This window comes from Rhizobiaceae bacterium, from assembly GCA_023953845.1.
Taxonomy (GTDB): domain Bacteria; phylum Pseudomonadota; class Alphaproteobacteria; order Rhizobiales; family Rhizobiaceae; genus Arvimicrobium.
Window position 1 is genome coordinate 3,002,610 of the sequence record JAMLJC010000001.1, and the last position, 24,918, is coordinate 3,027,527.

General features: G+C 65.2%; 28 protein-coding genes. 16 read left to right on the forward strand and 12 right to left on the reverse strand.

The genetic code is table 11. The features are described 5' to 3' along the window. Positions 1 to 2 precede the first annotated feature (2 nt). Positions 3 to 998 (forward strand): tetraacyldisaccharide 4'-kinase, encoded by a 996-nt coding sequence (gene lpxK, locus M9955_14605; protein ID MCO5082870.1) that lies wholly within the window; start codon positions 3 to 5, stop codon positions 996 to 998. A 188-nt stretch (positions 999 to 1,186) separates the two neighbouring features. On the opposite strand, the gene M9955_14610 is transcribed toward lpxK, so the two are convergent. The 3 genes from M9955_14610 to M9955_14620 all read right to left on the reverse strand — a co-directional run bounded on the left by M9955_14610 (position 1,187) and on the right by M9955_14620 (position 5,441). After that, positions 1,187 to 1,420, reverse strand: coding sequence for a DUF2093 domain-containing protein (locus tag M9955_14610; GenBank protein MCO5082871.1), 234 nt, complete (start codon positions 1,418 to 1,420; stop codon positions 1,187 to 1,189). A 61-nt stretch (positions 1,421 to 1,481) separates the two neighbouring features. After that, complete coding sequence (gene mutL, locus M9955_14615) at positions 1,482 to 3,317, reverse strand: DNA mismatch repair endonuclease MutL (protein MCO5082872.1); 1,836 nt, start codon at positions 3,315 to 3,317, stop codon at positions 1,482 to 1,484. A gap of 66 nt (positions 3,318 to 3,383) precedes the next feature. Then, positions 3,384 to 5,441: an EAL domain-containing protein gene (locus M9955_14620; GenBank protein ID MCO5082873.1), complete on the reverse strand. Its 2,058-nt coding sequence runs from the start codon at positions 5,439 to 5,441 to the stop codon at positions 3,384 to 3,386. A gap of 224 nt (positions 5,442 to 5,665) precedes the next feature. Here M9955_14620 and M9955_14625 point away from each other — a divergent pair, with 224 nt between their 5' ends. The 4 genes from M9955_14625 (at position 5,666) to M9955_14640 (ending at position 9,851) form a co-directional block, all read left to right on the forward strand. Then, complete coding sequence (locus M9955_14625) at positions 5,666 to 6,880, forward strand: acyl-CoA dehydrogenase (GenBank protein ID MCO5082874.1); 1,215 nt, start codon at positions 5,666 to 5,668, stop codon at positions 6,878 to 6,880. A gap of 288 nt (positions 6,881 to 7,168) precedes the next feature. Beyond that, the gene (prmB, locus tag M9955_14630) at positions 7,169 to 8,101 is read left to right on the forward strand and encodes a 50S ribosomal protein L3 N(5)-glutamine methyltransferase (GenBank protein ID MCO5082875.1); all 933 of its coding nucleotides are present in this window, start codon (positions 7,169 to 7,171) and stop codon (positions 8,099 to 8,101) included. Positions 8,102 to 8,184: 83 nt separating this feature from the next. Beyond that, positions 8,185 to 9,372: a glycine C-acetyltransferase gene (locus M9955_14635; protein MCO5082876.1), complete on the forward strand. Its 1,188-nt coding sequence runs from the start codon at positions 8,185 to 8,187 to the stop codon at positions 9,370 to 9,372. A gap of 35 nt (positions 9,373 to 9,407) precedes the next feature. Beyond that, positions 9,408 to 9,851, forward strand: coding sequence for a pyridoxamine 5'-phosphate oxidase family protein (locus tag M9955_14640; GenBank protein MCO5082877.1), 444 nt, complete (start codon positions 9,408 to 9,410; stop codon positions 9,849 to 9,851). Here the strand turns inward: M9955_14640 and M9955_14645 are convergent, their stop codons facing one another. Beyond that, a complete protein-coding gene (locus M9955_14645) occupies positions 9,852 to 10,268 on the reverse strand; it encodes a hypothetical protein (protein ID MCO5082878.1) in 417 nt (138 codons plus the stop codon). It lies immediately after the preceding gene. A 162-nt stretch (positions 10,269 to 10,430) separates the two neighbouring features. Here M9955_14645 and tdh point away from each other — a divergent pair, with 162 nt between their 5' ends. Next, positions 10,431 to 11,465 carry an L-threonine 3-dehydrogenase gene (gene tdh / locus M9955_14650; GenBank protein MCO5082879.1) on the forward strand — a complete coding sequence of 345 codons (1,035 nt, stop codon included), beginning with the start codon at positions 10,431 to 10,433 and terminating at the stop codon, positions 11,463 to 11,465. A 24-nt stretch (positions 11,466 to 11,489) separates the two neighbouring features. Here the strand turns inward: tdh and M9955_14655 are convergent, their stop codons facing one another. Both M9955_14655 and M9955_14660 read right to left on the reverse strand, forming a co-directional pair. Further along, the gene (locus tag M9955_14655; GenBank protein ID MCO5082880.1) at positions 11,490 to 11,897 is read right to left on the reverse strand and encodes a type II toxin-antitoxin system VapC family toxin; all 408 of its coding nucleotides are present in this window, start codon (positions 11,895 to 11,897) and stop codon (positions 11,490 to 11,492) included. After that, positions 11,897 to 12,142 carry a type II toxin-antitoxin system Phd/YefM family antitoxin gene (locus M9955_14660; protein ID MCO5082881.1) on the reverse strand — a complete coding sequence of 82 codons (246 nt, stop codon included), beginning with the start codon at positions 12,140 to 12,142 and terminating at the stop codon, positions 11,897 to 11,899. Before M9955_14660 ends, M9955_14655 begins: the two co-directional genes overlap by 1 nt. Before the next feature lie 170 nt (positions 12,143 to 12,312). Here M9955_14660 and M9955_14665 point away from each other — a divergent pair, with 170 nt between their 5' ends. The 5 genes from M9955_14665 to M9955_14685 all read left to right on the forward strand — a co-directional run bounded on the left by M9955_14665 (position 12,313) and on the right by M9955_14685 (position 15,119). Continuing rightward, positions 12,313 to 12,816, forward strand: a complete 504-nt coding sequence (locus M9955_14665; GenBank protein MCO5082882.1) for an HPP family protein — start codon at positions 12,313 to 12,315, stop codon at positions 12,814 to 12,816. Positions 12,817 to 12,907: 91 nt separating this feature from the next. Then, positions 12,908 to 13,261 (forward strand): DUF1428 domain-containing protein, encoded by a 354-nt coding sequence (locus M9955_14670; protein ID MCO5082883.1) that lies wholly within the window; start codon positions 12,908 to 12,910, stop codon positions 13,259 to 13,261. Between the two features lie 9 nt (positions 13,262 to 13,270). Further along, on the forward strand, positions 13,271 to 14,278 hold the full coding sequence (locus M9955_14675; protein ID MCO5082884.1) for a fumarylacetoacetate hydrolase family protein: 1,008 nt from the start codon (positions 13,271 to 13,273) through the stop codon (positions 14,276 to 14,278). Between the two features lie 11 nt (positions 14,279 to 14,289). Further along, positions 14,290 to 14,577 (forward strand): hypothetical protein, encoded by a 288-nt coding sequence (locus M9955_14680; protein MCO5082885.1) that lies wholly within the window; start codon positions 14,290 to 14,292, stop codon positions 14,575 to 14,577. Further along, positions 14,577 to 15,119, forward strand: a complete 543-nt coding sequence (locus M9955_14685) for a DinB family protein (GenBank protein ID MCO5082886.1) — start codon at positions 14,577 to 14,579, stop codon at positions 15,117 to 15,119. Before M9955_14680 ends, M9955_14685 begins: the two co-directional genes overlap by 1 nt. Here the strand turns inward: M9955_14685 and M9955_14690 are convergent. From M9955_14690 to pcaD, 4 genes are all read right to left on the reverse strand, one after another. Then, entirely contained in the window at positions 15,116 to 15,493 is a 378-nt protein-coding gene (locus tag M9955_14690; GenBank protein MCO5082887.1) for a type II toxin-antitoxin system VapC family toxin, read from the reverse strand. The two genes, M9955_14685 and M9955_14690, sit on opposite strands and share 4 nt — an antisense overlap. Next, on the reverse strand, positions 15,490 to 15,735 hold the full coding sequence (locus M9955_14695) for a type II toxin-antitoxin system prevent-host-death family antitoxin (protein ID MCO5082888.1): 246 nt from the start codon (positions 15,733 to 15,735) through the stop codon (positions 15,490 to 15,492). The genes M9955_14690 and M9955_14695 overlap by 4 nt, the downstream gene beginning before the upstream one ends. Positions 15,736 to 15,815: 80 nt before the next feature. Next, positions 15,816 to 16,154 (reverse strand): TIGR01244 family sulfur transferase, encoded by a 339-nt coding sequence (locus M9955_14700; GenBank protein ID MCO5082889.1) that lies wholly within the window; start codon positions 16,152 to 16,154, stop codon positions 15,816 to 15,818. Between the two features lie 91 nt (positions 16,155 to 16,245). Continuing rightward, complete coding sequence (gene pcaD, locus M9955_14705) at positions 16,246 to 17,040, reverse strand: 3-oxoadipate enol-lactonase (protein MCO5082890.1); 795 nt, start codon at positions 17,038 to 17,040, stop codon at positions 16,246 to 16,248. Positions 17,041 to 17,246: 206 nt separating this feature from the next. Here pcaD and M9955_14710 point away from each other — a divergent pair, with 206 nt between their 5' ends. Then, positions 17,247 to 18,359, forward strand: coding sequence for an FAD-binding oxidoreductase (locus M9955_14710; protein MCO5082891.1), 1,113 nt, complete (start codon positions 17,247 to 17,249; stop codon positions 18,357 to 18,359). A gap of 19 nt (positions 18,360 to 18,378) precedes the next feature. Then, positions 18,379 to 18,729 (forward strand): RidA family protein, encoded by a 351-nt coding sequence (locus M9955_14715; GenBank protein MCO5082892.1) that lies wholly within the window; start codon positions 18,379 to 18,381, stop codon positions 18,727 to 18,729. 75 nt (positions 18,730 to 18,804) lie between these two features. Here the strand turns inward: M9955_14715 and hutC are convergent, their stop codons facing one another. After that, positions 18,805 to 19,551: a histidine utilization repressor gene (gene hutC, locus M9955_14720; protein MCO5082893.1), complete on the reverse strand. Its 747-nt coding sequence runs from the start codon at positions 19,549 to 19,551 to the stop codon at positions 18,805 to 18,807. Positions 19,552 to 19,594: 43 nt separating this feature from the next. Continuing rightward, positions 19,595 to 20,953: a formimidoylglutamate deiminase gene (locus M9955_14725; GenBank protein ID MCO5082894.1), complete on the reverse strand. Its 1,359-nt coding sequence runs from the start codon at positions 20,951 to 20,953 to the stop codon at positions 19,595 to 19,597. Positions 20,954 to 21,041: 88 nt separating this feature from the next. Between M9955_14725 and M9955_14730 the strand changes: the two genes are divergently transcribed. The 3 genes from M9955_14730 (at position 21,042) to hutG (ending at position 24,907) form a co-directional block, all read left to right on the forward strand. Continuing rightward, positions 21,042 to 22,400 (forward strand): imidazolonepropionase, encoded by a 1,359-nt coding sequence (locus M9955_14730; GenBank protein ID MCO5082895.1) that lies wholly within the window; start codon positions 21,042 to 21,044, stop codon positions 22,398 to 22,400. A 141-nt stretch (positions 22,401 to 22,541) separates the two neighbouring features. Continuing rightward, entirely contained in the window at positions 22,542 to 24,098 is a 1,557-nt protein-coding gene (gene hutH / locus M9955_14735) for a histidine ammonia-lyase (protein ID MCO5082896.1), read from the forward strand. Then, the gene (gene hutG, locus M9955_14740; GenBank protein MCO5082897.1) at positions 24,095 to 24,907 is read left to right on the forward strand and encodes an N-formylglutamate deformylase; all 813 of its coding nucleotides are present in this window, start codon (positions 24,095 to 24,097) and stop codon (positions 24,905 to 24,907) included. The genes hutH and hutG overlap by 4 nt, the downstream gene beginning before the upstream one ends. Positions 24,908 to 24,918: the final 11 nt, after the last annotated feature.

Consider the following 24,918-nt stretch of genomic DNA (forward strand, 5'->3'; position numbering starts at 1 on the left):
CCATGCCCGCGCCTTCCTTCTGGTGGAGGCGGGCCGGCTGGCAGGCGGCGGCGCTGTCGCCTCTGGCGTCCATTTACGCTGCAGTCGCGGCCAGCCGTCTGCGCAATGCGCCGCGCGAGAAGGTCGGGATACCGGTGCTCTGCGTCGGCAATTTCACCGTAGGCGGTTCGGGCAAGACGCCCGTGACCATCGCGCTCGCCGGGGCGGCGAAGGCAATGGGGTTGAAACCCGGCATCCTTTCGCGCGGCTATGGCGGCAGCGTGAAAACGCCGCGCATCGTGGAGCCGGGGCGCGACACGGCTCGCGATGTCGGCGACGAACCGTTGCTCCTGGCCGAAGCCGCACCCGTCGCCGTGTCCGCCGACCGCGCGGCCGGCGCGGGGCTGCTCGCCGCGCGGGGCCGCGATCTCGTCATCATGGACGATGGCTTCCAGAGCGCGCATATCCACATGGACTTCGCCCTGATCGTCACCGACGCCCGCTACGGGATCGGCAACGGCCGCGTGCTGCCGGCCGGCCCGCTGCGCGCCCCGGTCGCCGACCAGATGCGCTTTGCGTCGGCGCTGCTCATCATGGGCGAAGGGAACGCAGCCGACGATCTTGTCGCGACGGCGCAGCGCCTGCCGTTCTACCGCGCCCGGGTCCGTCCGCGCGAAAAACTCGATGGCCGCCGCTTCCTCGCCTTCGCCGGCATCGGCCATCCTGAGAAGTTCTTCGACACGGTGAAGGCGGCGGGCGGCGAGGTAGTCGAAACCCGCTCCTTCCCCGACCATCATGTCTTTACGCAAGCCGAATTGCGCCAATTGGCGGAGACGGCGAAAGCGCGCGATCTCGAAATCGTCACCACAGCCAAGGATGCGGCGCGCATCGGCCGGGAGAAATTTGCCGCGCTGCTGCCCGACCGGACATGCGTGCTCGACATCGCGGCCGCGTTCGACGATGCCGACACCCCGCGGCGCATCATCGAAGCGACGCTCTCCGCCGCCCGTGGCATGTGACGCGACCCCTCTCCGTCTCGGGCTGCGCCCTCGCCACCTCTCCCCAGAGGGGCGAGGAACTTAGGTCGCGATCTGTCGCGAGGCCTGCGCTTTTCCAGCTTGGGTTCCTCGCCCCTCTGGGGAGAGGTGGTTCGCGAAGCGAACCGGAGAGGGGTCTTGGCCGAGCGCGCGACCCCACCGATGTCAGACTATGCCCGCTTGCGCAGGTCCGGATTGAGCTGAAGCTCGCGTTCGAAGGAAATCTGTGCGCTGGCATAGGGTTCCTGCCGCGCCACGCTCCAGTATTTCAGTTCGTCGAGCGGAATGGATTCGCCCGTCACCGCGCAGCGCACGAAAGCGCCCGGGCTGGTGACCTGGAAGTCGCCATCCTGATAGCGGATTCGCGCCTCGCGCGCGCCGGGGCCTTCAAAGCGGTTCATCATGGTTTTCTCTGATTGCACGTCTACCGCCACAATTGCGGCGCGAGGTCAAGGCCGGAGAGCTTCACCGCCGCCCGAACAGGCGCTCGATATCGGCGAGCTTCAGCTCGATATAGGTCGGCCGGCCGTGATTGCACGTGCCGGAGCCGGGCGTCGCCTCCATCTGCCTGAGAAGCGCGTTCATCTCCTCCGGCTTCATCAGCCGGCCGGAGCGCACCGAGCCGTGGCAGGCCATGGTCGAGGCGACCCGGTCGAGCCGCGCCTTCAGCGCCTCGGTGGTGTCAGTGTCGGCCAGTTCGTCGGCGAGGTCGCGCACCAGCCGCGCCACGTCGGTCTCGCCCAGCATGGAAGGCGTCTCGCGCACGATCACCGCCCCCGGTCCGAAGCGTTCGAGCCCCAGCCCGAAGCGGCGGAACGTTTCGGCGTGCAGTGCCAGCCGCTCGGCGTCCTCCTCCGGCAAATCCACGATCTCCGGCAGGAGCAGCATCTGCGCCGGCACGTCGCGGCTTTCCAATGCCTGCTTCAGCGCCTCGTAGACCAGCCGCTCATGCGCCGCGTGCTGGTCGACGATGACGAGCGATTCCTGCGTCTGCGCCACGATGTAATTGCCGTGGATCTGCGCCCGCGCCGCGCCCAGCGCCAGCCTTTGCATGTCTGCGGGCGCTTCCTCCAGACCGGCGCGCATGTCGGCGCTCTCCAGCGGCCCGGCGTCGAAAGCCGCCTGCTGCGGCTCGGTCATGCCGCCGAGCGGCCTTTGCGGCGATTGCCACATATCGTAGCCGCCCGCCTGCGGCACGCGGTAGCCGCCGAAAGAGCTGCGTGCGGCCGGCGGCGCATAAGGTTGCCGGGCCGGTCCCGGCCGGAACGCGCCCATCATCGCGGCGGCACCCGTGGAGGCTGGCCTTATGCCGGCATTGGCCAGCGCCTCGCGTATGGCGCCGACGATCAGCCCGCGCACCAGCCCGGGATCGCGGAAGCGCACGTCGGCCTTGGCCGGATGCACGTTGACGTCGACGTCCTGCGGCGAAAGCGTCAGGAACAGCACTGTCACCGCGTGGCGGTCGCGCGGCAGCACGTCGGCATAGGCGCCGCGTATGGCGCTGGCGATCAGCTTGTCGCGCACCGGCCGGCCGTTGACATAGACATATTGCTGCAGCGCGTTGGCCCGCGTGTAGCTCGGGATCGACACATGCCCGGCCAGCGCCACGCGCTCGCGTAGCGCGTCGATGGTCAGCGCGTTGTCCGGGAATTCCTTGCCCATCACCTGAGCGATGCGCCGCAGCCTCCCTTCCGCATCGGTTCCGGCCGCCTCGAAGTCGAGCGGGCCGCGATCTGTCCCCGACAGCGAGAAGCGCACGGCGGGGAAGGCGATGGCGATGCGCTTCACCACGTCGGTGATCGCCGAGCTTTCCGCCCGCTCGCCCTTCATGAATTTCAGCCGGGCCGGTGTCGCGAAGAACAGATCGCGCACCTCCACCATCGTGCCGCGATTGGCCGCCGCCGGCCGCGTGGCGGAGACGCGACCGCCATCCACCGCGATCTCGGCCGCCGCGTCGCCTTGCTCGGTGCGCGAGCGGATCGTCAGCTTCGCCACCGAGCCGATCGACGGCAGCGCCTCGCCGCGAAAGCCCAGCGAGCGTATGTCGTGGATGTCGTGGCTGAGCTTCGACGTGCAGTGCCGCGCGACCGCCAGCGTCAGCTCCGCCTGCGGAATGCCGCCGCCGTCGTCCGAGACGCGGATGAGGTTCAGCCCGCCACCCGCCGTGACGATCTCGACATGGGAGGCGCCGGCGTCGAGAGCGTTCTCGACCAGTTCCTTGACCACGCTCGCCGGCCGCTCGATCACCTCGCCGGCGGCGATCTGGTTGATCATCGTTTCGGAAAGCTGGCGGATGGGCATGGCCGCATCATACCGGGATTCGGCGCGGATCGAACAGGGTGCGACGACGTGGCTGACGCGATCGTGTCACGCCTTCGCGCCGGCCACCACCGTCAGCTTCGGCGGCTTGGGCGCGCGCTGTTGCAGCCATTCCAGCGTCTGCGCGCCGGGCATAGGGAAGGCGATCGAATAGCCCTGCACCTGGTCGCAGCCGAGCGATTGCAGCAGGTCGAGCTCGGCCTCGGTCTCCGCCCCTTCGGCGATGATCGAGATGCCCAGCCCGCGTGCGAGTTCCGTGATGGCGCGCACGATCTTGGTGTTGTCGCCATTGGCGTCGATGTTCTGCACGAAACGGCGGTCGATCTTGAGGCGGTCGATCTCGTTCGGGTTGACGTGGATGAGCGAGGCGTAGCCCGTGCCGAAATCGTCGAGCTCCAGATGCACGCCCGTCGACCGGATTTGCCTGAGCTTGGCCGCTATCCCGGTCTTGGCGTCGTCCAGGATCACGGATTCCACGATCTCCAGCGACAGTTTTTCGGGCGGCAGGCCGGCGCTCTCCAGCATCCTGAAGAGGAACACGTCGAAATCGTTCTCGCGCAGTTCGGTGCCGGAGACGTTGAGCGCGAGCCGTCCGAACTCCACGCCGGCGCGATGCCATTCGGCGGCCTGCCGGATCGCCTTGCGCATGACGATGCGGCCGATAGGCGGCATCAGCCCGGCCTTCACCGCCACCTGCAGGAAGGAGGCGGGCGAAACCATGCCGCGCTCGGGATGGTTCCAGCGCACGAGCGCTTCCAGCCCGGTGATCCTGCCGCTGGAGAGCGAGATTTGCGGCTGGAAATAGACCTCGAACGCTTCCAGCTCGATCGCGAGCTTCAGGTCACTCTCCAGCTTGGTCCGGTAGTCGAGTTCCTGCCGGAGTTGTTCGGAGAAGAAGGAGATGCCGCCGCCGCCGAGCCTCTTCGCCGCATAGAGCGCCAGATCCGCGTGGACGAGCAGGTCGTCCGCCGTGTCCCCGTCCACCGGATAGACCGCGATGCCGGCGCTGGCGCCCGGCATGATGGTGATGCCCTGATAGACGATTGGCTCGTTGATGCGCGTCAGGATGCGCTTGGCGAGGGCGTCGATGTCCTCGGTCGTTCCCGCGGCGTTGAGCACCATCACGAATTCGTCGCCGCCGAGACGGATGCACACGTCGGAGGCGCGGCAGGAACCCAGCATGCGCTGGGCCGTCGCCACCAGCACGTAATCGCCGGCGGCGTGCCCGAGCGTGTCGTTGATCTGCTTGAACTTGTCGAGGTCTAGCTGGATCACGGCAAGCCTCTCGCGTCTGCGGTGCGCGCCCTTGATCATCGTGTCGAAATGGCCGGCGAGGAAGGCGCGGTTGTAGAGCCCGGTGAGCCCGTCATGATTGGCGATGAAGGCCATCGAGTTGCGGGCGTCGGTCAGCTCGTACGTCTTGCGCAGGATGGCGTTCGACATGGGCCGGAAGATGAACAGCGCCACCAGCACGATCACCGCGATGGTGCCGTAATAGAGCGCGCTGTGCAGCCGCAGCATGCTTTCGAGATTGGCCTTGGCGCCTGCTTCGATGCGCCGTCCGAGTTCGGCGTAGCCGGTCAGCGTGGCGTTGGCGACGGTGAAGTCGGATGCGGCCTCTCCCGCGCCCGCTTGTATGGGTTCTTTCCCTTCATGCGCCGCGAGGAAGCGTCTGGCGTTGGTGATCAGCAGTTGCGAATGGAGATCGAGCTGGAACGGCTCCGCATGGAGCACGTCGCTGGCGCTGCCCGCGCCGCCCGGAACTTCCTCGAACGGGTTGTCGGCCAGGTATTTCGTCAGTTGCCGGTAGCCATGTTCGAACTGCGCCGTGCGCGAGTGCAACTCCTCGATCAGCCGGGGCCGCCAGCTGTCCGGCGTGTTGCCGATATTGTGCTGGAGGATCAGGATGCGCTGGGAAAGCGCCATCTGGGAGCCGTTGAGCTGGACGGCGGCCGCGTCCACCTGTTGGCGCACCATCATGTTGCTCAGCGTCATGAAGGAGATCATGGCGACGATCGCGATGATCAGCAGTCCGACCCAGTAGGCCGACTTGATGAGAACGATCAGCCTCGCCGATCCCGCGAGTTTGACGAGCCCCTGCGCCATCCGCCGTTGAAATCCGTTCTTCTTGTTTGGGACCGGACTACGCTTGCATCCTTAACGGCTGGACAATCGGCGGCCGTCGGTTGCGGGAAGCGCCCGGAATTGTGTCGTAAAGGTTACCGGGACGTTGCGCCGCAGCAGGCCCGTTTCAGGCACAACGGAAATCGCTTCAATCTCCGGTCGCGGCGCTCTAAAATGCGCGGCTACTGGGAACCCGAGAGAGATTCATGAATATTGCCACGAAGCCGTCCAGGACGGCCGCCAATTTTGTCTGGAACGACCCCTTTCTGCTGGACGACCAGCTTTCGGAGGATGAGCGTGCCATTCGCGACGCGGCTGCGGCTTTTGCCGCCGACAAGCTCGCGACGCGCGTCGAGGATGCATATCTCAACGAGAAGACTGATCCGGCGATCTTCCGCGAAATGGGCGAGGCCGGCCTTCTCGGTGTCACCGTGCCGGAGGAATATGGCGGTCTCGGCGCCGGCTATGTCACCTATGGCCTGATCGCGCGCGAAGTCGAGCGGGTCGATTCCGGCTACCGCTCGATGATGAGCGTGCAGTCGTCGCTGGTCATGTTCCCGATTCATGCCTACGGCTCGGAAGAGCAGCGGAAAAAATACCTGCCGAAGCTCGCCTCAGGCGAATTCATCGGCTGTTTCGGCCTGACCGAGCCCGAAGCCGGCTCCGATCCGGGCGGCATGAAGACGCGTGCCGAGAAGACGGCAGGCGGTTATCGCCTGAACGGCTCCAAGATGTGGATCTCCAACTCGCCGATCGCCGATGTTTTCGTGGTGTGGGCGAAGCTCAGGAACGCCGAGGGCAAGGACGAGATCCGCGGCTTCGTGCTGGAAAAGGGCATGAAGGGCCTCTCTGCGCCGAAGATCGAGGGCAAGCTTTCGCTGCGCGCCTCGATTACCGGCGAGGTGGTGATGGAGAATGTCGAGGTCGGCGAAGACGCGCTGCTGCCGAACGTGAAGGGCCTTTCCGGCCCGTTCGGCTGCCTCAACCGCGCCCGCTACGGCATTTCGTGGGGCGTCATGGGCGCGGCGGAGGATTGCTGGTTCCGCGCCCGGCAATATGGTCTCGACCGCAAGCAGTTCGGCAAGCCGCTGGCCGGCATGCAGCTCTACCAGAAGAAGCTGGCCGACATGCAGACCGAGATCGCGCTCGGGCTTCAGGCGTCGCTGCGCGTCGGCCGCTTGATGGACGAGCACAAATTCGCGCCGGAGATGATCTCCATCGTCAAGCGCAACAATTGCGGCAAGGCGCTCGACATCGCGCGTCAGGCCCGCGACATGCATGGCGGCAACGGCATCCAGATCGGCTACCACGTCATGCGCCACGCGGCGAACCTGGAGACGGTCAATACCTATGAGGGCGCGCACGACGTGCATGCGCTGATCCTCGGCCGCGCCCAGACGGGACTTCAGGCGTTCTTCTGAGGCAAGGCCCTCTGATCCTCGATCGCCCTGACCCCTCTCCGTCTCGGGCTCCGCCCTCGCCACCTCTCCCCAGAGGGGCGAGGAACTGAGGTCGTGGCCTTCCGCCAAGCTAGCGCTTTCCAGCTTGGGTTCCTCGCCCCTCTGGGGAGAGGTGGCGAGGGCGGAGCCCGAGACGGAGAGGGGTCACGACAGAGAGCAGCTACCAGCGAAGAGGGGTTGAGACGGGCGAGACGGTGAAGGGCATCCACCCCTTCCTGTGATGATCCTCTTCCGGTAGGAGTTCGCCGCATGACCGCATCAGCCGATCCGCGCGCCGAAATCCTCGAACTCGCCACCCTGCGCGACGTGCTGCGCTATGCGGTCAGCGTCTTTTCGGCGGCCGATCTCCACTACGGACACGGCTCCGCCACCGCGCTCGACGAGGCCGTGTTTCTGATCCTCGAATCCCTCCATCTGCCGGTGGACGATTTCAATGCCTTCGCCGACGCCCGGTTGACGGCGCGTGAGAAGGCGCTGCTCGGCGAGCGCATCGCGCTGCGTATCGAGAAGCGACTGCCTGCCGCGTATCTCACCGGCCGCTCCTGGCTGGCCGGCGTGCCGTTCCGCTCGGACGCGCGGGCGCTTGCGCCGCGTTCCTTCATCGCCGAACTGCTGCGCTCGCCATTGTTCGACGGTTCGGGCCAGGGCATGGCGCTGGTCGAGGACCCCGAAAGCGTCACCTCCGTCCTCGACCTCTGCACCGGCGGCGGCTCGCTGGCGATCCTCGCCGCCTACGCTTTCCCGAACGCCGAAATCAACGCGGCCGACCTGTCTTCCGATGCGCTGTCGCTTGCCGGGGAGAATGTCGCCGAGCACGGGCTGGAGGACCGCATCCGTCTGGTGCAGGGCGACCTGTTCGCGGCGGTCGACGGGCGCAGCTACGACCTCATCATCACCAATCCGCCCTATGTCGGCCGCGAGACCATGGAAAACCTGCCGCCGGAATTCCGGCATGAGCCGGAGATGGCGCTGGCTTCCGGCGAGGACGGCTTCGACATCGTCCGCCGCATCCTCGCGGAGGCAAAGGCGCATCTCAACCCCGGCGGCGGGCTCATCTGCGAGATCGGCGCCGACCGCGAGATTCTGGAAGCGGACTATCCGGACATTCCCTTCCTCTGGCTGGATACGGAAGGCAGCGAGGGCGAGGTCTTCTGGCTCGAACAGGATCAGTTGCCGGAATAGCGGCATCGTGTAGCGCGTCGAATTTTCGCTAGAGTTTCGCCCCCTCCGGCGCTACGCCTTGGCCGACAGAGCGGAGTGCAGAAATGTCGGATTCCTTCCTCGCCCATATCGCTTCCGAGCTTGAGGGGCTGAAGGCTGCCGGCCTCTACAAGACGGAACGCGTCATCACCTCGATGCAGTCGGCCGAGATCGAGGTCGCCGGCGGCGCGCGGGTGCTCAATTTCTGCGCCAACAACTACCTCGGTCTCGCCGACAATGCCGAATTGCGCGAGGCGGCGAAGAAGGCGCTGGACCGTTACGGCTACGGCATGGCCTCGGTTCGCTTCATCTGCGGCACGCAGGAGGAGCACAAGCAACTGGAGGCGCGGATTTCGACGTTCCTCGGCTTCGAGGATACCATCCTCTACGGCTCCTGCTTCGATGCCAATGGCGGCCTGTTCGAAACCCTGCTCGGCGAGGAGGACGCGGTCATCTCGGACGCGCTCAACCACGCCTCGATCATCGACGGCGTCCGCCTCTCCAAGGCAAAGCGCTTCCGCTACGTCAACAACGACATGGCGGCGCTTGAGGAAGAACTGAGACGAGCCGAAGGCAGCCGCTTCAAGCTGATCGCCACCGATGGCGTCTTCTCCATGGACGGCATCATCGCCAATCTCGGCGGTGTTTGCGACCTCGCGGAAAAATACGGCGCGATGGTCATGGTCGACGACAGCCACGCCGTCGGTTTCGTCGGCAGGCATGGCCGCGGCTCGGCCGAGCATTGCGGCGTCGAGGGCAGGGTGGACATCGTCACCGGCACGCTCGGCAAGGCGCTCGGCGGCGCGTCGGGCGGCTATACGTCGGGCAAGCGCGAAGTGGTCGACTGGCTGCGCCAGCGTTCGCGCCCCTACCTCTTCTCCAACACGCTGATGCCGGCGATCGCCTCCGCCTCGCTGAAAGTGTTCGACCTGATCGGGAATGGCGACGGCCTGCGGCGCCGGCTCTACGACAATGCCGCGCGCTTCCGCGAGAAGATGACGCAGGCCGGCTTCCGGCTTGCCGGCGCGGACCATCCGATCATCCCGGTGATGCTGGGCGACGCGGCATTGGCGCAGGAGATGGCGGCGCGGATGCTCACGCGCGGCATCTATGTGATCGGCTTCTCCTTCCCGGTCGTGCCGAAGGGGCAGGCCCGCATCCGCACCCAGATGTCCGCCGCCCATTCGAGCGCCGATGTCGACCGCGCTGTCAAGGCGTTCGTCGCGGTCGGAAAGGAACTGGGGGTCGTGTGACGGCTTTCCGCCAAAACGCCGCAGAGGAGATGCTTATGATCATCACCGAGATGGACCGGTCCGCCTGCCTCGCGCTGCTCGATTCCGCGCGCAGCGGAAGGCTGGCCTGCGCCAGGGAGGATCAGCCTTACGTCGTGCCGATCACTTTCGCCCGTGACGGCGGATATCTGTACAGCTTCTCGCTGGTGGGCCAGAAGATCGCCTGGATGCGGGACAATCCGAAAGTGTGCGTGCAGGCCGACGAATTCATCGGTCCGCGCGAGTGGAAGAGCGTGGTCGTCACCGGGCGCTATGAGGAGTTGCCGGACCGCATCGGCTCGAAGACGCAGCGCGAGCGTGCGTGGTCGCTGCTCAGCCAGCACGCCAACTGGTGGGAGCCCGGCGGGCTGAAGCCGGTCGCGGACGCGCCGACGCCGCACCTCTTCTATCGCGTGAGCATCGATGAGCTGACCGGTCGCCACGCCCGGCCCGCCGAATAGTCAGCTCCTGCGCCGAAACATCGCCTCGATGCGCTGCCGCAATTCGTCGGCGGATCGTTTCGTCGAGAAGTCCGATGTCTGGAAGCGTTCCGCCGCGGTCGTCAGTTCGACGAACCATGTGTTATCGCCTTCCATCGCCTCGCGCTCGATCGTCCTGATGCCGAGGACGTCGCGCTCGTCGAGACGCAGCAGCCGCCGCTTGAACGGATTGCTGAGCGCGATGCTGATCAGGCCGGGCGTCACTTCCCAGGTCGCCGCCCAGCCGAACAGCCCGCCACGGATGATGGGCACGCCCACCGTGCAGGCGCCGAAGATCATGAACAGGAAGAAGAGGCTGCCGATATTAGGCGGCCAGACGCCGCGCCAGAGCTCGTAGACGGTGATGCCGATGACGAACAGCCCCATCGCGACAAACAAGACTCTGATTGCGGAAGGGGCCGGTATTTCGATGCGCAGGGGTTCTGCCGGATCGTCCATTTCTGTCGGTGCGGGAAAGGCCTTCGGTTTTTCCCGGGCATCCTACCTTCAAAACGATGGAAATTCCGTTCAGAGTCGGACTCAAACTGTCTGGAGGTTTCGATGTCCAACATGATGCGCGCCCTCGTCAAAGCCCGCTCCGAGCCCGGCATCTGGATGGAAAACGTGCCGGTCCCGGAGATCGGGCCTAACGACGTGCTCATCAAGGTGCGCAAGTCGGCCATTTGCGGCACCGACGTCCATATCTACAACTGGGACCGGTGGGCTGAGAAGACCGTGCCGGTGCCGATGGTGACCGGCCATGAATTCGTCGGCACCGTTGCCGATTTTGGCGCAGCCGTCACCGAGTACAAGGTCGGCCAGCGCGTGTCCGGCGAAGGCCACATCGTCTGTGGCCATTGCCGCAACTGCCGCGCTGGACGCGGCCATCTCTGCCGCAACACGATGGGCGTCGGCGTCAACCGGCCGGGCTCCTTCGCCGAATATGTCGCCATCCCGCAGCACAATGTGGTGAAGATCCCCGACGACGTGCCGGACGAGGTGGCGGCCATCTTCGACCCGCTCGGCAACGCCGTCCACACCGCGCTCTCCTTCGATCTCGTCGGCGAGGACGTGCTAGTCACCGGCGCCGGCCCTATCGGCATCATGGGCGCGCTGGTGGCGCAATGCGTCGGCGCGCGGAAGGTCGTCATCACCGACATCAATCCCGTCCGCCTCGCTCTGGCGAAGAAGCTCGGCGTCCAGCATGTGGTCGACGCCTCGAAGGAGAAGCTGCGCGACGTCATGGACGGGATCGGCATGACCGAAGGCTTCGATGTCGGCCTGGAAATGTCGGGCGCGGCCCCCGCCTTCCGCGAAATGATCGACACGATGAACAATGGCGGCAAGATCGCCATTCTCGGCATCGCGCCGACCGGCTTCGAGATCGAGTGGAACAAGGTCATCTTCAAGATGCTGCATCTGAAGGGCATCTACGGCCGCGAGATGTTCGAGACCTGGTACAAGATGATCGCGCTGGTGCAGGGCCCGCTCGATGTCTCCGGCCTCATCACCCACCGCATCGGCATCGACGATTACATTTCCGGCTTCGAGGCCATGAAGAGCGGCAATTCCGGCAAGGTGGTGATGGACTGGTGAGGCGACGGCCTCTGCGTGAGGGCGCTACGCCGTCGGGTTGACGGGGACACCTTCGGCCTCCGCCGCTTGCGCCAGTTTTCGGTCGAGCGTCGCCAGCGGCGCGCTGATCCGTTTGGCCAGTTCGAGATAGGCGGCGTCGTAGGCGGAAAGCCCGTGCTGTCGACCGAGTGCGAGGATCGCGCCGGTGTCGATGATCTTGTCAGTCGAGGGAAGCATCTTTTCGACAAGTTGTATCGCCTTGCGCGACAGTTCCGGCGTGATCCGTCCGCGCCGCTCGTTGACCAGCATCACATTGGCGAGTTCGTGCCAGAAGAGAGCGGGCACCTGCATCCCTTCCTTGCCGGCGATCGTCAGGGCAGTGTCGGCGAGAGAGGAGACTTCATCCGGCGTTCCCCAGCAGACAGCGATCGAACTGTCGATGACGATTGCCACTACGGCCGACCCGCGTCCCGGGCTGAAAGTATCTCTTCGACCGTAATGCCTGTCCTGATGCCCGACTTCTTGTAGTCCCTGATGGCCTGCACCGCGTCTTCCCGCCGCTTGCGGTCGTCGTCGATAGGCACGATCTTGCCAACCGGCTTCCCATGACGTTCGACGATGATCGTCTCGCCGCGCTCGACATCGCCCAGGATCGCCGAAAGTTTGGCCTTTAACTCGGTTGCTTGAATCGTTCTCATATTATGACCGGTCATTTTGACTGGTCAGAATTAAGACGTCACGCGACAAGGGTCAAGTCTCTCGTTCCCCAGCGACGGAATTTCAACTTGCGCCGCAAGATTGGAAAATCCGACCAACCTCCGGCTTCCGTGATCTGCTAGACAGCGCGCCTCCTTCAGGCGGGATCTGCATGCGTCATCATATCCGGACATTCACCGCGCGTCATGAACCGGCGGGCCGGCTGACGTCGCATATCAAATCCGCGCTCGGCGCCGCCGCAGGCATCGCGACTGTCGGCGGCTTCTCCGCCATGACCGAACTGCCGCTGCTGATCGCGCCCCTTGGTGCGACGGTCGTGCTGCTGTTCGGCCAGCCTGCCAGCCCGCTGGCGCAGCCGGTCAACATTTTCGGCGGCTATCTCCTCGCGACGATCATCGCCGTCTCGACCGCGCACGCGTTTCCCGGTGTCTGGCTGGCCGCCGCGCTGGCCGTTGGATTCGTGATCGCGGCAATGCAGGTGCTGCGGGTCACGCACCCGCCGGCCGGCGCCGTGCCGCTGGTGACGCTCTCCGCGCCGCTCCAGAGCGCTTCCCTTTTCGTGACGATCCTGCTCGCCTGCCTCAGCCTGATGGTTCTGGCGCTCGTCCACCATCGCATCCCGCCGCACGTGCCCTATCCCCGTCCGCTGGGTTGAAGGGCGCCCGGCCGCTGATTTTCGCGGAGCCTGTCGGAACCGTCGTTCCTCATACGTCTTCCATGTGTTGAACACGCAAGGAGACTTTATCATGAGCTATGTGGACGGTTTCATTCTTCCCGTGCCGAAGGCCGAGTGGGAGGATTACAGGAAGCAGGCCGAACTTGGCGCGAAGGTCTGGATGGAGCATGGGGCCCTCTCCTATGTCGAGGCCGAGTCCGATGACGTGCCGGATGGCGAAATCACGTCGTTCCCTCTTGCGGTGAAGAAGGAAGAAGGCGACACAATCGTCTTCTCCTTCGTCACCTACAAATCGCGCGAGCATCGCGACGAGGTGATGAAGAAGGTGATGGCCGATCCGCGGCTGCAGGAAAGCATGCAGAGCATGCCGGCCTATATGAAGCGGATGATTTACGGAGGCTTCAAGGTCTTCGTGGAGCGTTGAGGAGGATGAATGAAGCTTGCAACGGCGAAGAACGGAACACGCGACGGCCGGCTGGTCGTAGTCTCGCGGGATCTGACGCGATGCACGGATGCGTCCTTTCTCGCGCCGACGTTGCAGGCGGCCCTCGATGACTGGCGCAGGATCGCGCCACATCTTGCAGCGCTGGCTGAATCGCTTGAGGTCGGAGCAGTTCCGTCGAGCCGTTTTCACGAGCACGACGCGCATTCGCCGCTGCCGCGCGCCTATCAGTGGGCGGACGGCTCGGCCTATGTGAACCATGTCGAACTGGCCCGGAAAGCGGGAGGCTCGGACACGCCGGCGGATTTCTGGACCGATCCGTTGATGTATCAGGGCGGTTCGGACACTTTTCTCGGGCCTCGCGATTCGATCCCGCTGGCCGACCCCGAATGGCGGCTGGATTTCGAGGGAGAACTCGCCGTTATCGTGGACGACGTCCCGCTTGGCGCTTCCGTCGATGTAGCGCGCGATGCCATTCGGCTCGTTGTGCTCGTCAACGACATCTCGCTGCGTGGACTGGCGGCCGCCGAGCTTGCCAAGGGTTTTGGCTTCTTCCAGGCAAAACCGTCCTCTGCCTTTTCGCCGGTGGCGGTGACGCCGGACGAGCTGGGCGACGCATGGGACGGCGGCAAGGTGCATCTGCCGCTTGCCGTCGATCTCAACGGAAAGCCGTTCGGGCGCGCCAATGCCGGCGTCGACATGGCGTTCGACTTTCCCCGGCTCATCGCCCATGCGGCGAGGACACGTCCGCTGGCGGCGGGCAGCATCATCGGCTCCGGCACGGTGTCGAACAAGCAGGAGGGCGGGCCGGGTCGTCCGATCGCGGAAGGCGGCGTCGGCTATTCCTGCATCATGGAACAGCGCATCGTCGAGAAGCTGGTTCACGGCTCCGCCGGAACCGCATTCCTCAAGGCTGGTGATATCGTGCGAATCGAGATGAAGGACGCGTCCGGCCATTCGATCTTCGGTGCGATCGAGCAGACCGTCGCCGCGCCGTAGGAGGAAATCCGGTGCCCTGGTTCGCGATACTCACCGGACTTTGGGGCCTTGCGATGCTGGCGGTCTTCATTGCCGCCATCCGCCTCAGCTATCGCATCGAGGCGCGCTCGCCCGACCTGAAGAACAGATCCGGTGTGCCGCGCAAGGCGATGATCTTTCATACGGTCACCAATCTTGGCGTGGCGCGGGATGATGAAACGCAATCGATGCGCCGCCGCATGAACCGGCTTCTGCTGGTCAATCTCTTCGGCTTCGCTGGCCTCGGCGCTTGGCTGGCGATGATGGAGCAGGGGCCGTGATGGATCTCTGCGGCCATTTCCGCCGCATGGCGGAAAACAACCTCTGTGCCAACGACCGGCTCTGCCGCGCTGTGCTCGCCCTCTCGCCCGGCGAGTTCGAAGCGCCGCGCGTGAGTTTCTTTCCGTCGATCGCGGCGACGCTCAACCATATCCTGTCTATCGACCTCTTCTATCTCGACATGCTGGAAGAAGGCGGCGTCGGCCTTCGCATCTTCGATAGCTGGACGGATTTTGACGATCCGGTGAGACTGGCAGCCGCGCAAGGCGAATGCGACAGGCGCTATCTGGCTTTCTGCGAACGCCTTTCCGCGCCGGACCTCGAACGGCGTGTCGCCACGGATCGCGGCGAGGAGGGGCGGATACTGGAACGCATCGGTGACCTGCTCGTCCATATCTTCCAGCACGACATCCACCATCGCGGGCAGGTGCACGCCATGCTGTCCGGCACATCGGTCGCGCCGCCGCAACTCGACGAATATTTTCTGGACTTCGATCTGCCCCGCCGGCGCGACGAGATGCGGCGGCTGGGCCTGTCAGGCTAGAGTGTGCGAACGTCGTAGCGCGTGATGTGACTATCCGCCGTCACTAAAGTCATCTTCTCGATCTGCGCTTGGGCAATGATCAGGAGGTCGAACGGATCGCCGTGAAAGTCCGGCAAAGTCGCTACATGCAAGGCGTGCTCCGGCGCTATCGGCAACAATTGCACGTCGCTTGCAGAAAGTATGTCGAGCAGGTTGTCCGGCACAACGAGTTTTTTCTTCCTTACCTTGAGCGCGATTTCCCAAAGTGAGGCGACGCTCAGGAATTTCGGATAGTCGCCAAGCAGGATCTCATCGTGTCGAGGCTTAATCCTCGGATCGTCGCCGAGGTCCCAGAGAACGATTTGTGTGTCGAGCAGAAACCGCTGCTCGCTCACTTTACGTATTCATCCCATTCGGGACCGAGTTCGTCGAAATCGGGTGCGATCCAGATTTGCCCTTTCAGGGCTCCGCGAAGCTTTTGCTTAGGCTTTTGGTTCGCGCCCGTAATCTCGACGATGGGACGTCCGTGCCGCGTCACCGTCAGACGCTCGCCTGCTTCGGCTCGGCTCAGAAGTTCCGAGAACTTCGCCTTGGCTTCCGCAACGCTGAAGACTGTGGGTTTGCTTTCTATGTTCACCGTATCGCTCCTATGACCATAATTTAGGTCATATTTGCGAAAATCGCAAACGATGCCGTCTCGCAGTCCTGATGGGAAACCTATCCCCTCAGCTGCTGCACGCCCGTAAAGAGATTGGCGCAGCGCGTGCCGGAACGGCAGTAGGCGAAGACAGGTCCTTCCAGCTCGTCCAGCGCCTTGGCCTGCGCCTCGACGTCGTGAGGCGTCATCTGGCCGCTGATGACCGGGACATGGCGGAATGTAAGGCCTGCCGCCTCGACCGCCTTGCGAATCGTGTCGGCGGAAGGCTGGCCGGCATCTTCATTGTCCGGACGGTTGCAGATCACGCTTTTGAAGCCGGCGGCCTTGATCGCCGCGACATCCTCGACGGAAATCTGGGGGGAAACGGTGTAGTCTTCGGAAATCTGGCGGGGGTTCATCAAGGCTTCCTTGCAAAAGACGGGGCGTTATAGCGCATTGCCCGGAATATGGAACGCGGCCCGTCTCACTTGGGTGGCCGCATCTTTGCGGTCAAGCGTAGCGTGCGCCTTTCAGGAACGTGGCGATCAGGTCGGCCACCTCGTCCGGCTGCTCGACGCAGGGAATGTGACCCGCATCGGCGATGACGCGAAACTGCGAGCCCTTGATGAGGTTCGCCATCGACCGGACCAGATCGGGGGGTGTCGAGCCGTCGTGGTCGCCGACGATGCAGAGCGTCGGCACTGCCAGCGCAGCGGTCGATTCCGTCAGGTCCGCGTCGCGGATTGCCGCGCAGGTGGCGGCATAGCCGCTGGCCGGCGAGCGGACCAGCATCGCCGTATAGCCTGCGAAATCCGCGTTTTCCGGCGAGCGGAACTGCGGGGTGAACCAGCGCTCCATCACCATGTCGGCGATGGCCGCGATACCCTCGTTCTGAACCGTCGCGATGCGGTCGTTCCAGACGGCCTCCGTGCCGATCTTGTGCGCGGTGTTGGAGAGGACGAGCGCCGCCACCATGTCCGGATGGCGCGCGGCGAGCCCCTGCGCGATCAGTCCGCCCACCGACAGCCCGACCACGGCCGCGCGGTCGAGCGAGAGATGGGCCATCAGCGCGGCGAGATCCTCGACATGGTCGACGAGGCTGTAGGGTCCGGGCGGCGCTTCGGAAAGCCCGTGGCCGCGCTTGTCGTAGCGCAGCATCCGGTAGCGGCCGGCCAGCCGCTCGACGACATGATCCCATATGCGCAGGTCGGTGCCCAGCGAATTGGAGAACACGATCAGCGGCAGCACCCTGCTGCCGGAGAGTTCATAGTGAAGGACGACGCCGTTGACTCGCGTAAACTTCATGAAGCCTCCTGACCTTCGGCACTTCCGGCAAAAGCCGATGGCTGTCAATCGCTTGAGAGGATCATCATGTCTTTTTGGCGTCGTCTTCCTCACAAGTGAATGTCCACATAGCCTCTGAGCCAATCGATGGGCATTTGCTTTTCGGCGCCGCCATGACATTGGTGGCGCCCGGCCGGATTGGAACAGCCGGTGATATGGAGAAGGCCGTGAGCGACGAAATCGCGGTGGACGTTGCCATCGTCGGAGCTGGTATCGCGGGTGTCGGCGTTGCCGCGGCGATTTCCGGTGATTTGTCCTGTGTCGTCCTCGAGCAGGAGGAGCGGCCGGCCTATCATTCGACGGGCCGCTCGGCGGCGCTTTTCCTGCGCAACTACGGCAACACGGTCATCCGCACGCTGACCGCGGCCAGCGCGCCGATCTACGAAGTCCGCGACACCACGCTTTTTCCCAATCCGCTGCTGACACCGCGCGGGCTGCTCATGGTCGCCAACGAGGACGGCCGGGCAAGTCTCGCCGAGAGCGTGGCAAGCGCGGTGACGATGCGGGAAATCAGCATCGGTGAAGCAGTGTCCCGCGTCCCGATCCTCAACCGCGATTGGCTGGTGGCCGCCGCCTACGATGCGGACGGTCAGGATATCGACGTGGCGGCGCTCCACGAGGGTTTTTTGAAGAAGGCGCGCGCCAACGGTGCTTCGATCGTCTGCCGCGCGCCGGTCGCGCGCGCCGAACGAAAGGATGGCGTCTGGCTTGTGGAGACGCCGGCCGCGCGTATCCGGGCGCGAACGCTGGTGAATGCCGCCGGCGCCTGGGCCGATCGCGTCGCCGCGACCGCCGGGGTCGCGCCGATCGACCTGCAGCCGTTGCGCCGCTCCATGGCCGTGCTGCCGTCGCCGGAAGGTTTTGACACGCGCAACTGGCCGGCCTTCGAGGATGCGCGCGAGACGTGGTACTGCAAGTCGGACGGCGGGCGCTTCTTCGTCTCGCCGGCCGACGAGGACCCGGTCGATCCGCATGACGCCTTCGCCGACGACATGGTGCTGGCCGAGGGGCTCCATCGCTATGAGCAGGCGGTGACGACGCCGGTCACCCGCGTCGAGCGGAGTTGGGCCGGCCTGCGCACCTTCGCGCCCGACCGCACGCCGGCCGTCGGTTTCGACCGGACTGCGGAGGGATTTTTCTGGCTGGCGGGGCAGGGCGGGTACGGCATCCAGACGGCGCCGGCCCTGTCGAAGCTCGCCGGCGACATGATAAGGGGTCTCGCCCCCGCCGCCGATGTCGAGAGCGCCGTCGAGGCGCTTTCGCCCAACCGTTTCCGTTGACCATCAAAAGGAGAGAAAAATGGCAACTTCCATCAAGCGCCTTCATGCAGGCCCGCGCATGAGCCAGGCCGTCATCCACAACAACACCGTCTATCTCGCCGGTCAGGTCGGCAGGCCGGGCGGCACGGTGGCCGAGCAGACGAAGGATATTCTCGAGGCGATCGACAAGCTGCTGGCGGAGGCCGGTTCGCACAAGTCGAAGCTCCTGCAGACCATCATCTGGCTTGCCGACATGAAGGACTTCGCCGAGATGAACGCCGTGTGGGACAAGTGGGTCGACGGCCCCAACGCGCCTGCCCGCGCCACCGGCGAAGCCAAGCTCGCGGGTCCGGAATATCTGGTCGAGATCATCGTCACCGCGGCGATCTGAACACCGTTCAATCGCAATTGAACACTGTTCAATCGACCTGAAACAGGCGTCGCCGCCCCTCGCGGCGGCGCTTTTTCATTCCCGCGCGGGCGCGAAGCGGGCCACCAGCATATGGCTCTCGGCCGCATAGGTGAGGCGCACCTGAGTGATCGCCTTGCCTCCGCTCCACGTCCGGCGTTCCACCACGAGGCATGGCGTTCCCTTCGGAATGACGAGCGCCTTCGCCGTCTCGCGATCGGCCGATGCCGCCATGATCCGATGCTCGGCGTCGCTCCACGGTACCCGGGCGATCAGCCATGCGCTGGGCGATTCCACCGAGAAATCGACAATCTTCGATTCCGGCACTGTCTGCTGGTTGATCAGTCGCCGTTCGAGGCAGAACGGCCTCTCGCCCGCGAAATGCACGCAGGTGAGTTCGAGCAGCGGCGTGCCTTCCTCGACATCGATCCGGTCGCAATCGGCGGCGGCTGCGGCAGAGGTCCGCCGTTCGAGCAACTGGTAGCGATAGGAAAAGCCGAGGGCCAGAATCTCGGTCTTCGTGTCATGGATTTCGAGAATCGCCGCCTGCGATTGCGGCCGGCGCACGAAACTGCCGGACCGCCGCCGCCGCTCGATCAGGCCGACCCTGACGAGTTCGGTCAGCGCCTTGTTCACGGTCATCCGCGAACAACCGTACTGCTCAGTCAGCACATGCTCGAACGGAATCCTGTGACCGGGCGGCCATGCGCCGGAAACGATCTTTTCCGTGATATCGGACAGGATGCGCTGGTGCAGCGATCCTTGCGACCGGCCGTCCTCGGCCGGAATGGCGTGTGCGTCCAAGGCGGTCTCCCCGGCCGTCGTCATAGTCCTTTGCGGACCTGCGTCACACGCCTGAAACCAGTTCGGACATGGTCTCGCGGAAGCGCTGCGCCACTGCGTCCCGCACCGTGTGGCGACCATCGGCGACCAGTTTCCTGCCGGCGACCCAGACGTCTTTCGGTTTCACGCGGCCGGCAAAAATCCATGCGTCGAGAACGCCGTCATGCGCGGTCGTTTCCAGTCCGGGCCAGGACAGATCGAGCGAGACGAGATCGGCCGCCGCGCCCGCTTCGATGGCGGCAGGCGGCGCGCCGAGCGCCTGTGTGCCGCCGGCAAGTGCTGCATCGAACAGAGCGCGTCCGGTCGATCCGCCGGGCTCGGCGATCACGTTGCGGGCGCGATGGGCCAGACGCTGCGAGTATTCGAGCTGCCGCAATTCGTCGGCCACGCCGATCAGCACGTTGGAATCGGAACCGATGCCGAACCGCCCGCCATGCTCGCGGAAAAGGGGGGCGGAAAAAGTGCCGTCGCCGAGATTGGCTTCGGTCACCGGGCAGAGGCCGGCAACGGCACCGGCGCGCGCCATGCCGATGGCTTCTTCATCGGTCATGTGGGTCGCATGGATCAGGCACCAGCGCCGGTCGACGGGCGCGTTGGCGAGCAGCCACTCTACCGGCCGCCTGTCGGCCCATGCGATGCAATCCTCAACCTCCTTCACCTGCTCGGCGATGTGGATGTGGATCGGTCCCGCGCCGGCCAGTCTTTCCAGTTCGATCAGTTCCTGAGGCGTGGCGGCGCGCAGGCTGTGAGGCGCGATGCCGACGACGCCTTGATTCAGAACGCGAACGGATTCGCGGCATTTCTCAACGAGGACGCCGAACCGATTCAGATCGTTGATGAATCGCCGTTGGCCTTCATTCGGCGTCGCGCCGCCGAAATTGGAATGGGCATAAAACACCGGCAGCAGGGTGAGCCCGATGCCGCTCATCCGCGCGGCGGCGACGATGCGCTCTGCCATCTCGGCGAGATTGGCGTAGGGCTGTCCGTCGCGGTCGTGATGCAGGTAGTGGAACTCGCCGACACGGGTGAAACCCGCCTCCAGCATCTCGACATAAAGCTGCGCGGCGATGGCCTCGGCCTGCTCCGGAGTCATCGACAGAGCGAAGCGGTACATCACCTCCCGCCACGACCAGAAACTGTCGGCGGTCGTGCCGCGGACTTCCGCCAGCCCTGCCATGCCGCGCTGGAAGGCGTGGCTGTGCAGGTTCGGCATGCCGGGGATGAGCACGGCGTGACGTTCGTCGCCAGCCGCCGCCACCGCGTCTTTTGTCACCGAGCCGACACGCCCATCCACGATTTCGAGGCGGACGCTGTCGGCCCAGCCGGAGGGGAGGAGGGCCTGTTTCGCGAAGAGGATGGTCACGACTGCTGCTCCGTTCCCGTCAAAATCCGACTTGCGATGATCTCAATTATGTATATACATATCAGCGCCGAGTTGAGATGGGAAGACGATGCCGGCGAGCAAAAACACATCACCGAAAAAAGTCTGGCGCAATGCGCGGCTGGCGACGCTGGACGAGGCTTTGCCAGGACTCGGGCTGGTCGAGAAGGGCGCCGTCGTCGCCGAGGGCGGGCGGATCGTCTTTGCCGGTCCCGAAGCGGATTTGCCCGCCGGCCTGAATGGCGCGGAAATGGTGGACTGCGAGGGCCGTCTCATCACGCCCGGCCTTGTCGATTGCCACACACATCTGGTTTGGGCCGGCAACCGCGCCAACGAATTCGAGATGCGGCTGGCGGGCGCGAGTTACGAGGAGGTCGCACGGGCCGGCGGTGGCATCGTGTCCTCGGTGGCCGCGCTGCGGGCCGCGAGCGAGGACGAGCTGGTTCGCGAGTCGCTGCCGCGTCTGGATGCCCTGATCGCCGAAGGCGCGACGACGGTCGAGATCAAATCCGGCTACGGGCTCGATCTGGAGAGCGAGGCAAAGTCGTTGCGGGCGGCGCGCAGGCTTGGGTTTGGAAGGAATGGCTTTGCAGCAGTACCCCCACCCCTAACCCCTCCCCACAAGGGGGAGGGAGGCGTCGACGTCTCAGAATCCCCCTCCCCCTTGTGGGGAGGGGTTAGGGGTGGGGGTCATTTTGATACCTCGCGAAGACCAGTCGCCATCGCCACGACCTGCCTCGCCGCGCACGCACTGCCTAAGGAGGCGGCGGGGGACAAGGACGCCTATATCGCCAAGGTCGCCGACGAGATTCTTCCGGCGGTCGCGCAATCGGGTCTCGCCGACGCGGTGGACGGCTTTTGCGAGGGCATCGCCTTCTCGCCGGAGCAGATCGCGCGCGTCTTCGACAAGGCGAAGGCGCTCGGCCTGCCGGTGAAACTGCATGCCGACCAGCTTTCCAACCTGCATGGCGCGGAACTGGCCGCCCGCTACGGCGCGTTGTCGGCCGACCATCTGGAATACACCGACGAGGCGGGCGCGGCGGCGATGGCGAAGGCCGGCACCGTGGCCGTGCTGCTGCCGGGCGCGTTCTACTTCATCCGCGAGACGAAGAAGCCGCCGGTCGATCTCTTCCGCAAGCACGGGACGAAGATGGCGCTTGCCACCGACTGCAACCCCGGCACCTCGCCGCTGACCTCGCTGCTTCTGACGATGAACATGGCGGCGACGCTGTTCGGCATGACGGTGGACGAATGCATCGCCGGCGCGACGCGCGAAGGCGCGCGGGCGCTCGGGCTTGCCGGCGAGACCGGCACGCTCGAAGCCGGCAAGCGCGCCGACCTCGCCATCTGGGACGTCGAACGCCCGGCGGAACTCGTCTACCGCATGGGTTTCAACCCGCTCCATGCGCGCGTGTGGAGGGGGATGTGATGCGTTTGACCTTGATACCCCCACCCCTAACCCCTCCCCACAAGGGGGAGGGGGACTTGGCATGCGGCAGCTTCCCCTCCCCCTTGTGGGGAGGGGTTAGGGGTGGGGGTATCTTTTCTTCTGATCTGCTGGGGTTTCCTCATGCCTGACATCATTCTCCATCCCGGCAACGCCACGCTCGCCGACTGGCGCGCCATCTACCGGGGGGCGACGCCAAAGCTCGACCCGGCCTGCAAGCCCAAGGTGAAGGCCAGCGCGGATGCCATCGGCCGGATTCTTGCGAAGGGAGAACCCGTCTACGGCATCAATACCGGCTTCGGAAAGCTGGCCAGCGTTCGCATTCCGGCCGAAGACCTCGAGACGCTCCAGCGCAACATCGTTCTTTCCCATGCAGCCGGCACGGGCGAGCCGATGCCGGTCGCCGTCGCGCGGCTGATGATGGCGCTGAAGATGGCCAGCCTCGCGCAGGGCGCCTCCGGCGTGAAGCCCGAGACGCTGGAAATGCTGGAGGCGATGCTCGCCGCCGAAATCGTTCCCGTCGTGCCGGCCCAGGGCTCGGTCGGCGCGTCTGGCGACCTCGCGCCGCTCTCGCACATGACGGCCGCCATGATCGGCGTCGGCGAGTGCTTTACGCCGCATGGCCGCGTGCCCGCGCAGGTCGCGTTCGTCACGCATGGGCTGAAGCCGCTGACGCTGGGTGCGAAGGAAGGGCTGGCGCTGCTCAACGGCACGCAGTTCTCCACGGCCTATGCGCTGGCCGGCCTGTTCGAGGCGGAAGTGTTGTTCCAGTCCGCGCTTGTGACCGGTGCGCTTTCGACCGATGCGGCGAAGGGCTCGGATGCGCCGTTCGATCCACGCATCCACCTTCTGCGCAGGCACAAGGGCCAGATCGCGACGGCGGACGCGCTGCGCAACCTCATGGCTGGCAGCGCCATCCGGGAATCGCATCGCGTCGGCGACGAGCGCGTGCAGGACCCTTATTGCCTGCGCTGCCAGCCGCAAGTGATGGGCGCCGCGCTCGACCTACTGCGCAAGGCCGCCGACACGCTGGAAACGGAAGCCAATGGCGTCACCGACAATCCGCTGATCTTCCTAGCGGGTGAATCCGGGGACGACACCGCGCTTTCGGGCGGCAATTTCCACGCCGAGCCGGTGGCTTTCGCCGCCGACATGATCGCGCTCGCGGTCTGCGAGATCGGCTCGCTGGCCGAACGCCGCATCGCCATGCTGGTCGATCCGGCGCTTTCCGGCATGCCGGCCTTCCTGACGCCGAAGCCGGGACTCAATTCGGGCTTCATGATCCCGCAGGTGACGGCCGCGGCACTTGTGTCGGAGAACAAGCAGAAGGCCTATCCGGCGAGCGTCGATTCCATCCCGACCTCGGCCAATCAGGAGGATCACGTGTCGATGGCCGCGCATGGCGCGCGCCGGTTGGTTGGCATGATCGAGAACGCGACCGCCGTGGTAGGCGTAGAGCTTCTGGCCGCCGCGCAGGGCTGCGACTTCCACCGTCCGCTGGCGTCGAGCGCGTCGCTGGAGGCCGTGCGCACCCTGCTGCGCGCCGAGGTGCCGCATCTCGACGACGACCGCCATTTCCATCCGGACATGGAGAAGGCGAACGCGCTGGTGCGGAGCGGAAAGGTGATCGAGGCGGCGGGCACGGTGAGCCTGCCGGGTGTGACGGAGACGGCCCTATGACTTCCTGGCTCACCGTCCGTCAAAACACCGCGCCGCTGATCGTCTCGCTGCCGCATACCGGCACTGATCTGGCGGATATCGAAGGCGCCGTGGTCTCGCCGTGGCTGGCGCGCAAGGATTGCGACTGGTGGATCGACAGGCTCTACGATTTCGCCGACGATCTCGGCGCGACCGTCATCCATACGGCGATCTCGCGCACGGTGATCGACGTGAACCGCGATCCGTCAGGCGTCTCGCTCTATCCCGGCCAGACGACGACGGGATTGTGCCCGACGGAGAGTTTTGACGGCGAGCCCCTCTACAAAGCGGGATTCGAACCGAGCCCGTCCGAGATCGACCGGCGGCGGGCGGTCTGGTTCGAGCCGTACCATGCGGCGATCGGGGCGGAGATCGCGCGGCTGCGCGGGCTGCATGAGCGGATCGTTCTCTATGACTGCCACTCGATCCGCTCAGTGCTGCCGCGCCTCTTCGACGGAACGCTGCCGGTGTTCAACCTCGGCACGAATGACGGGCGGGCCTGCGATCCCCTGCTGCAGGAAAAGGTGGCGGGCATCATGGCCGCGACCGGCGAAAGCTGGATCGTCAACGGCCGCTTCAAGGGCGGCTTCATCACGCGGCATCACGGCCGGCCGGAAAGCGGCGTTCACGCATTGCAGATGGAACTGTCCAATCGCGGCTATATGCGCGAGCCGGCGGAGCCGGGACGGCCGGACAACTGGCCGACACCCTACGACGAAGCGTTCGCCGCGCCGATCCGCGCGACGCTCAGGACGATTCTGGAAACCGCCCGGGACTGGGCGGGGAACTGAGTTTCGGGAGA

What these genes read in the sequence shown, in the direction of transcription:
- M9955_14635 (MCO5082876.1), top strand. Translation starts at nt 8,185, where the DNA reads ATGTCGGATTCCTTCCTCGCCCATATCGCTTCCGAGCTTGAGGGGCTG.
- M9955_14670 (MCO5082883.1), top strand. Translation starts at nt 12,908, where the DNA reads ATGAGCTATGTGGACGGTTTCATTCTTCCCGTGCCGAAGGCCGAGTGG.
- hutH (MCO5082896.1), top strand. Translation starts at nt 22,542, where the DNA reads ATGCCTGACATCATTCTCCATCCCGGCAACGCCACGCTCGCCGACTGG.
- M9955_14700 (MCO5082889.1), bottom strand. Translation starts at nt 16,154, where the DNA reads ATGAACCCCCGCCAGATTTCCGAAGACTACACCGTTTCCCCCCAGATT.
- M9955_14620 (MCO5082873.1), bottom strand. Translation starts at nt 5,441, where the DNA reads ATGGCGCAGGGGCTCGTCAAACTCGCGGGATCGGCGAGGCTGATCGTT.
- M9955_14640 (MCO5082877.1), top strand. Translation starts at nt 9,408, where the DNA reads ATGATCATCACCGAGATGGACCGGTCCGCCTGCCTCGCGCTGCTCGAT.
- prmB (MCO5082875.1), top strand. Translation starts at nt 7,169, where the DNA reads ATGACCGCATCAGCCGATCCGCGCGCCGAAATCCTCGAACTCGCCACC.
- M9955_14685 (MCO5082886.1), top strand. Translation starts at nt 14,577, where the DNA reads ATGGATCTCTGCGGCCATTTCCGCCGCATGGCGGAAAACAACCTCTGT.
- mutL (MCO5082872.1), bottom strand. Translation starts at nt 3,317, where the DNA reads ATGCCCATCCGCCAGCTTTCCGAAACGATGATCAACCAGATCGCCGCC.
- M9955_14625 (MCO5082874.1), top strand. Translation starts at nt 5,666, where the DNA reads ATGAATATTGCCACGAAGCCGTCCAGGACGGCCGCCAATTTTGTCTGG.
- M9955_14675 (MCO5082884.1), top strand. Translation starts at nt 13,271, where the DNA reads ATGAAGCTTGCAACGGCGAAGAACGGAACACGCGACGGCCGGCTGGTC.
- M9955_14610 (MCO5082871.1), bottom strand. Translation starts at nt 1,420, where the DNA reads ATGATGAACCGCTTTGAAGGCCCCGGCGCGCGCGAGGCGCGAATCCGC.
- M9955_14665 (MCO5082882.1), top strand. Translation starts at nt 12,313, where the DNA reads ATGCGTCATCATATCCGGACATTCACCGCGCGTCATGAACCGGCGGGC.
- M9955_14715 (MCO5082892.1), top strand. Translation starts at nt 18,379, where the DNA reads ATGGCAACTTCCATCAAGCGCCTTCATGCAGGCCCGCGCATGAGCCAG.
- pcaD (MCO5082890.1), bottom strand. Translation starts at nt 17,040, where the DNA reads ATGAAGTTTACGCGAGTCAACGGCGTCGTCCTTCACTATGAACTCTCC.
- tdh (MCO5082879.1), top strand. Translation starts at nt 10,431, where the DNA reads ATGTCCAACATGATGCGCGCCCTCGTCAAAGCCCGCTCCGAGCCCGGC.
- M9955_14730 (MCO5082895.1), top strand. Translation starts at nt 21,042, where the DNA reads ATGCCGGCGAGCAAAAACACATCACCGAAAAAAGTCTGGCGCAATGCG.
- M9955_14660 (MCO5082881.1), bottom strand. Translation starts at nt 12,142, where the DNA reads ATGAGAACGATTCAAGCAACCGAGTTAAAGGCCAAACTTTCGGCGATC.
- lpxK (MCO5082870.1), top strand. Translation starts at nt 3, where the DNA reads ATGCCCGCGCCTTCCTTCTGGTGGAGGCGGGCCGGCTGGCAGGCGGCG.
- hutG (MCO5082897.1), top strand. Translation starts at nt 24,095, where the DNA reads ATGACTTCCTGGCTCACCGTCCGTCAAAACACCGCGCCGCTGATCGTC.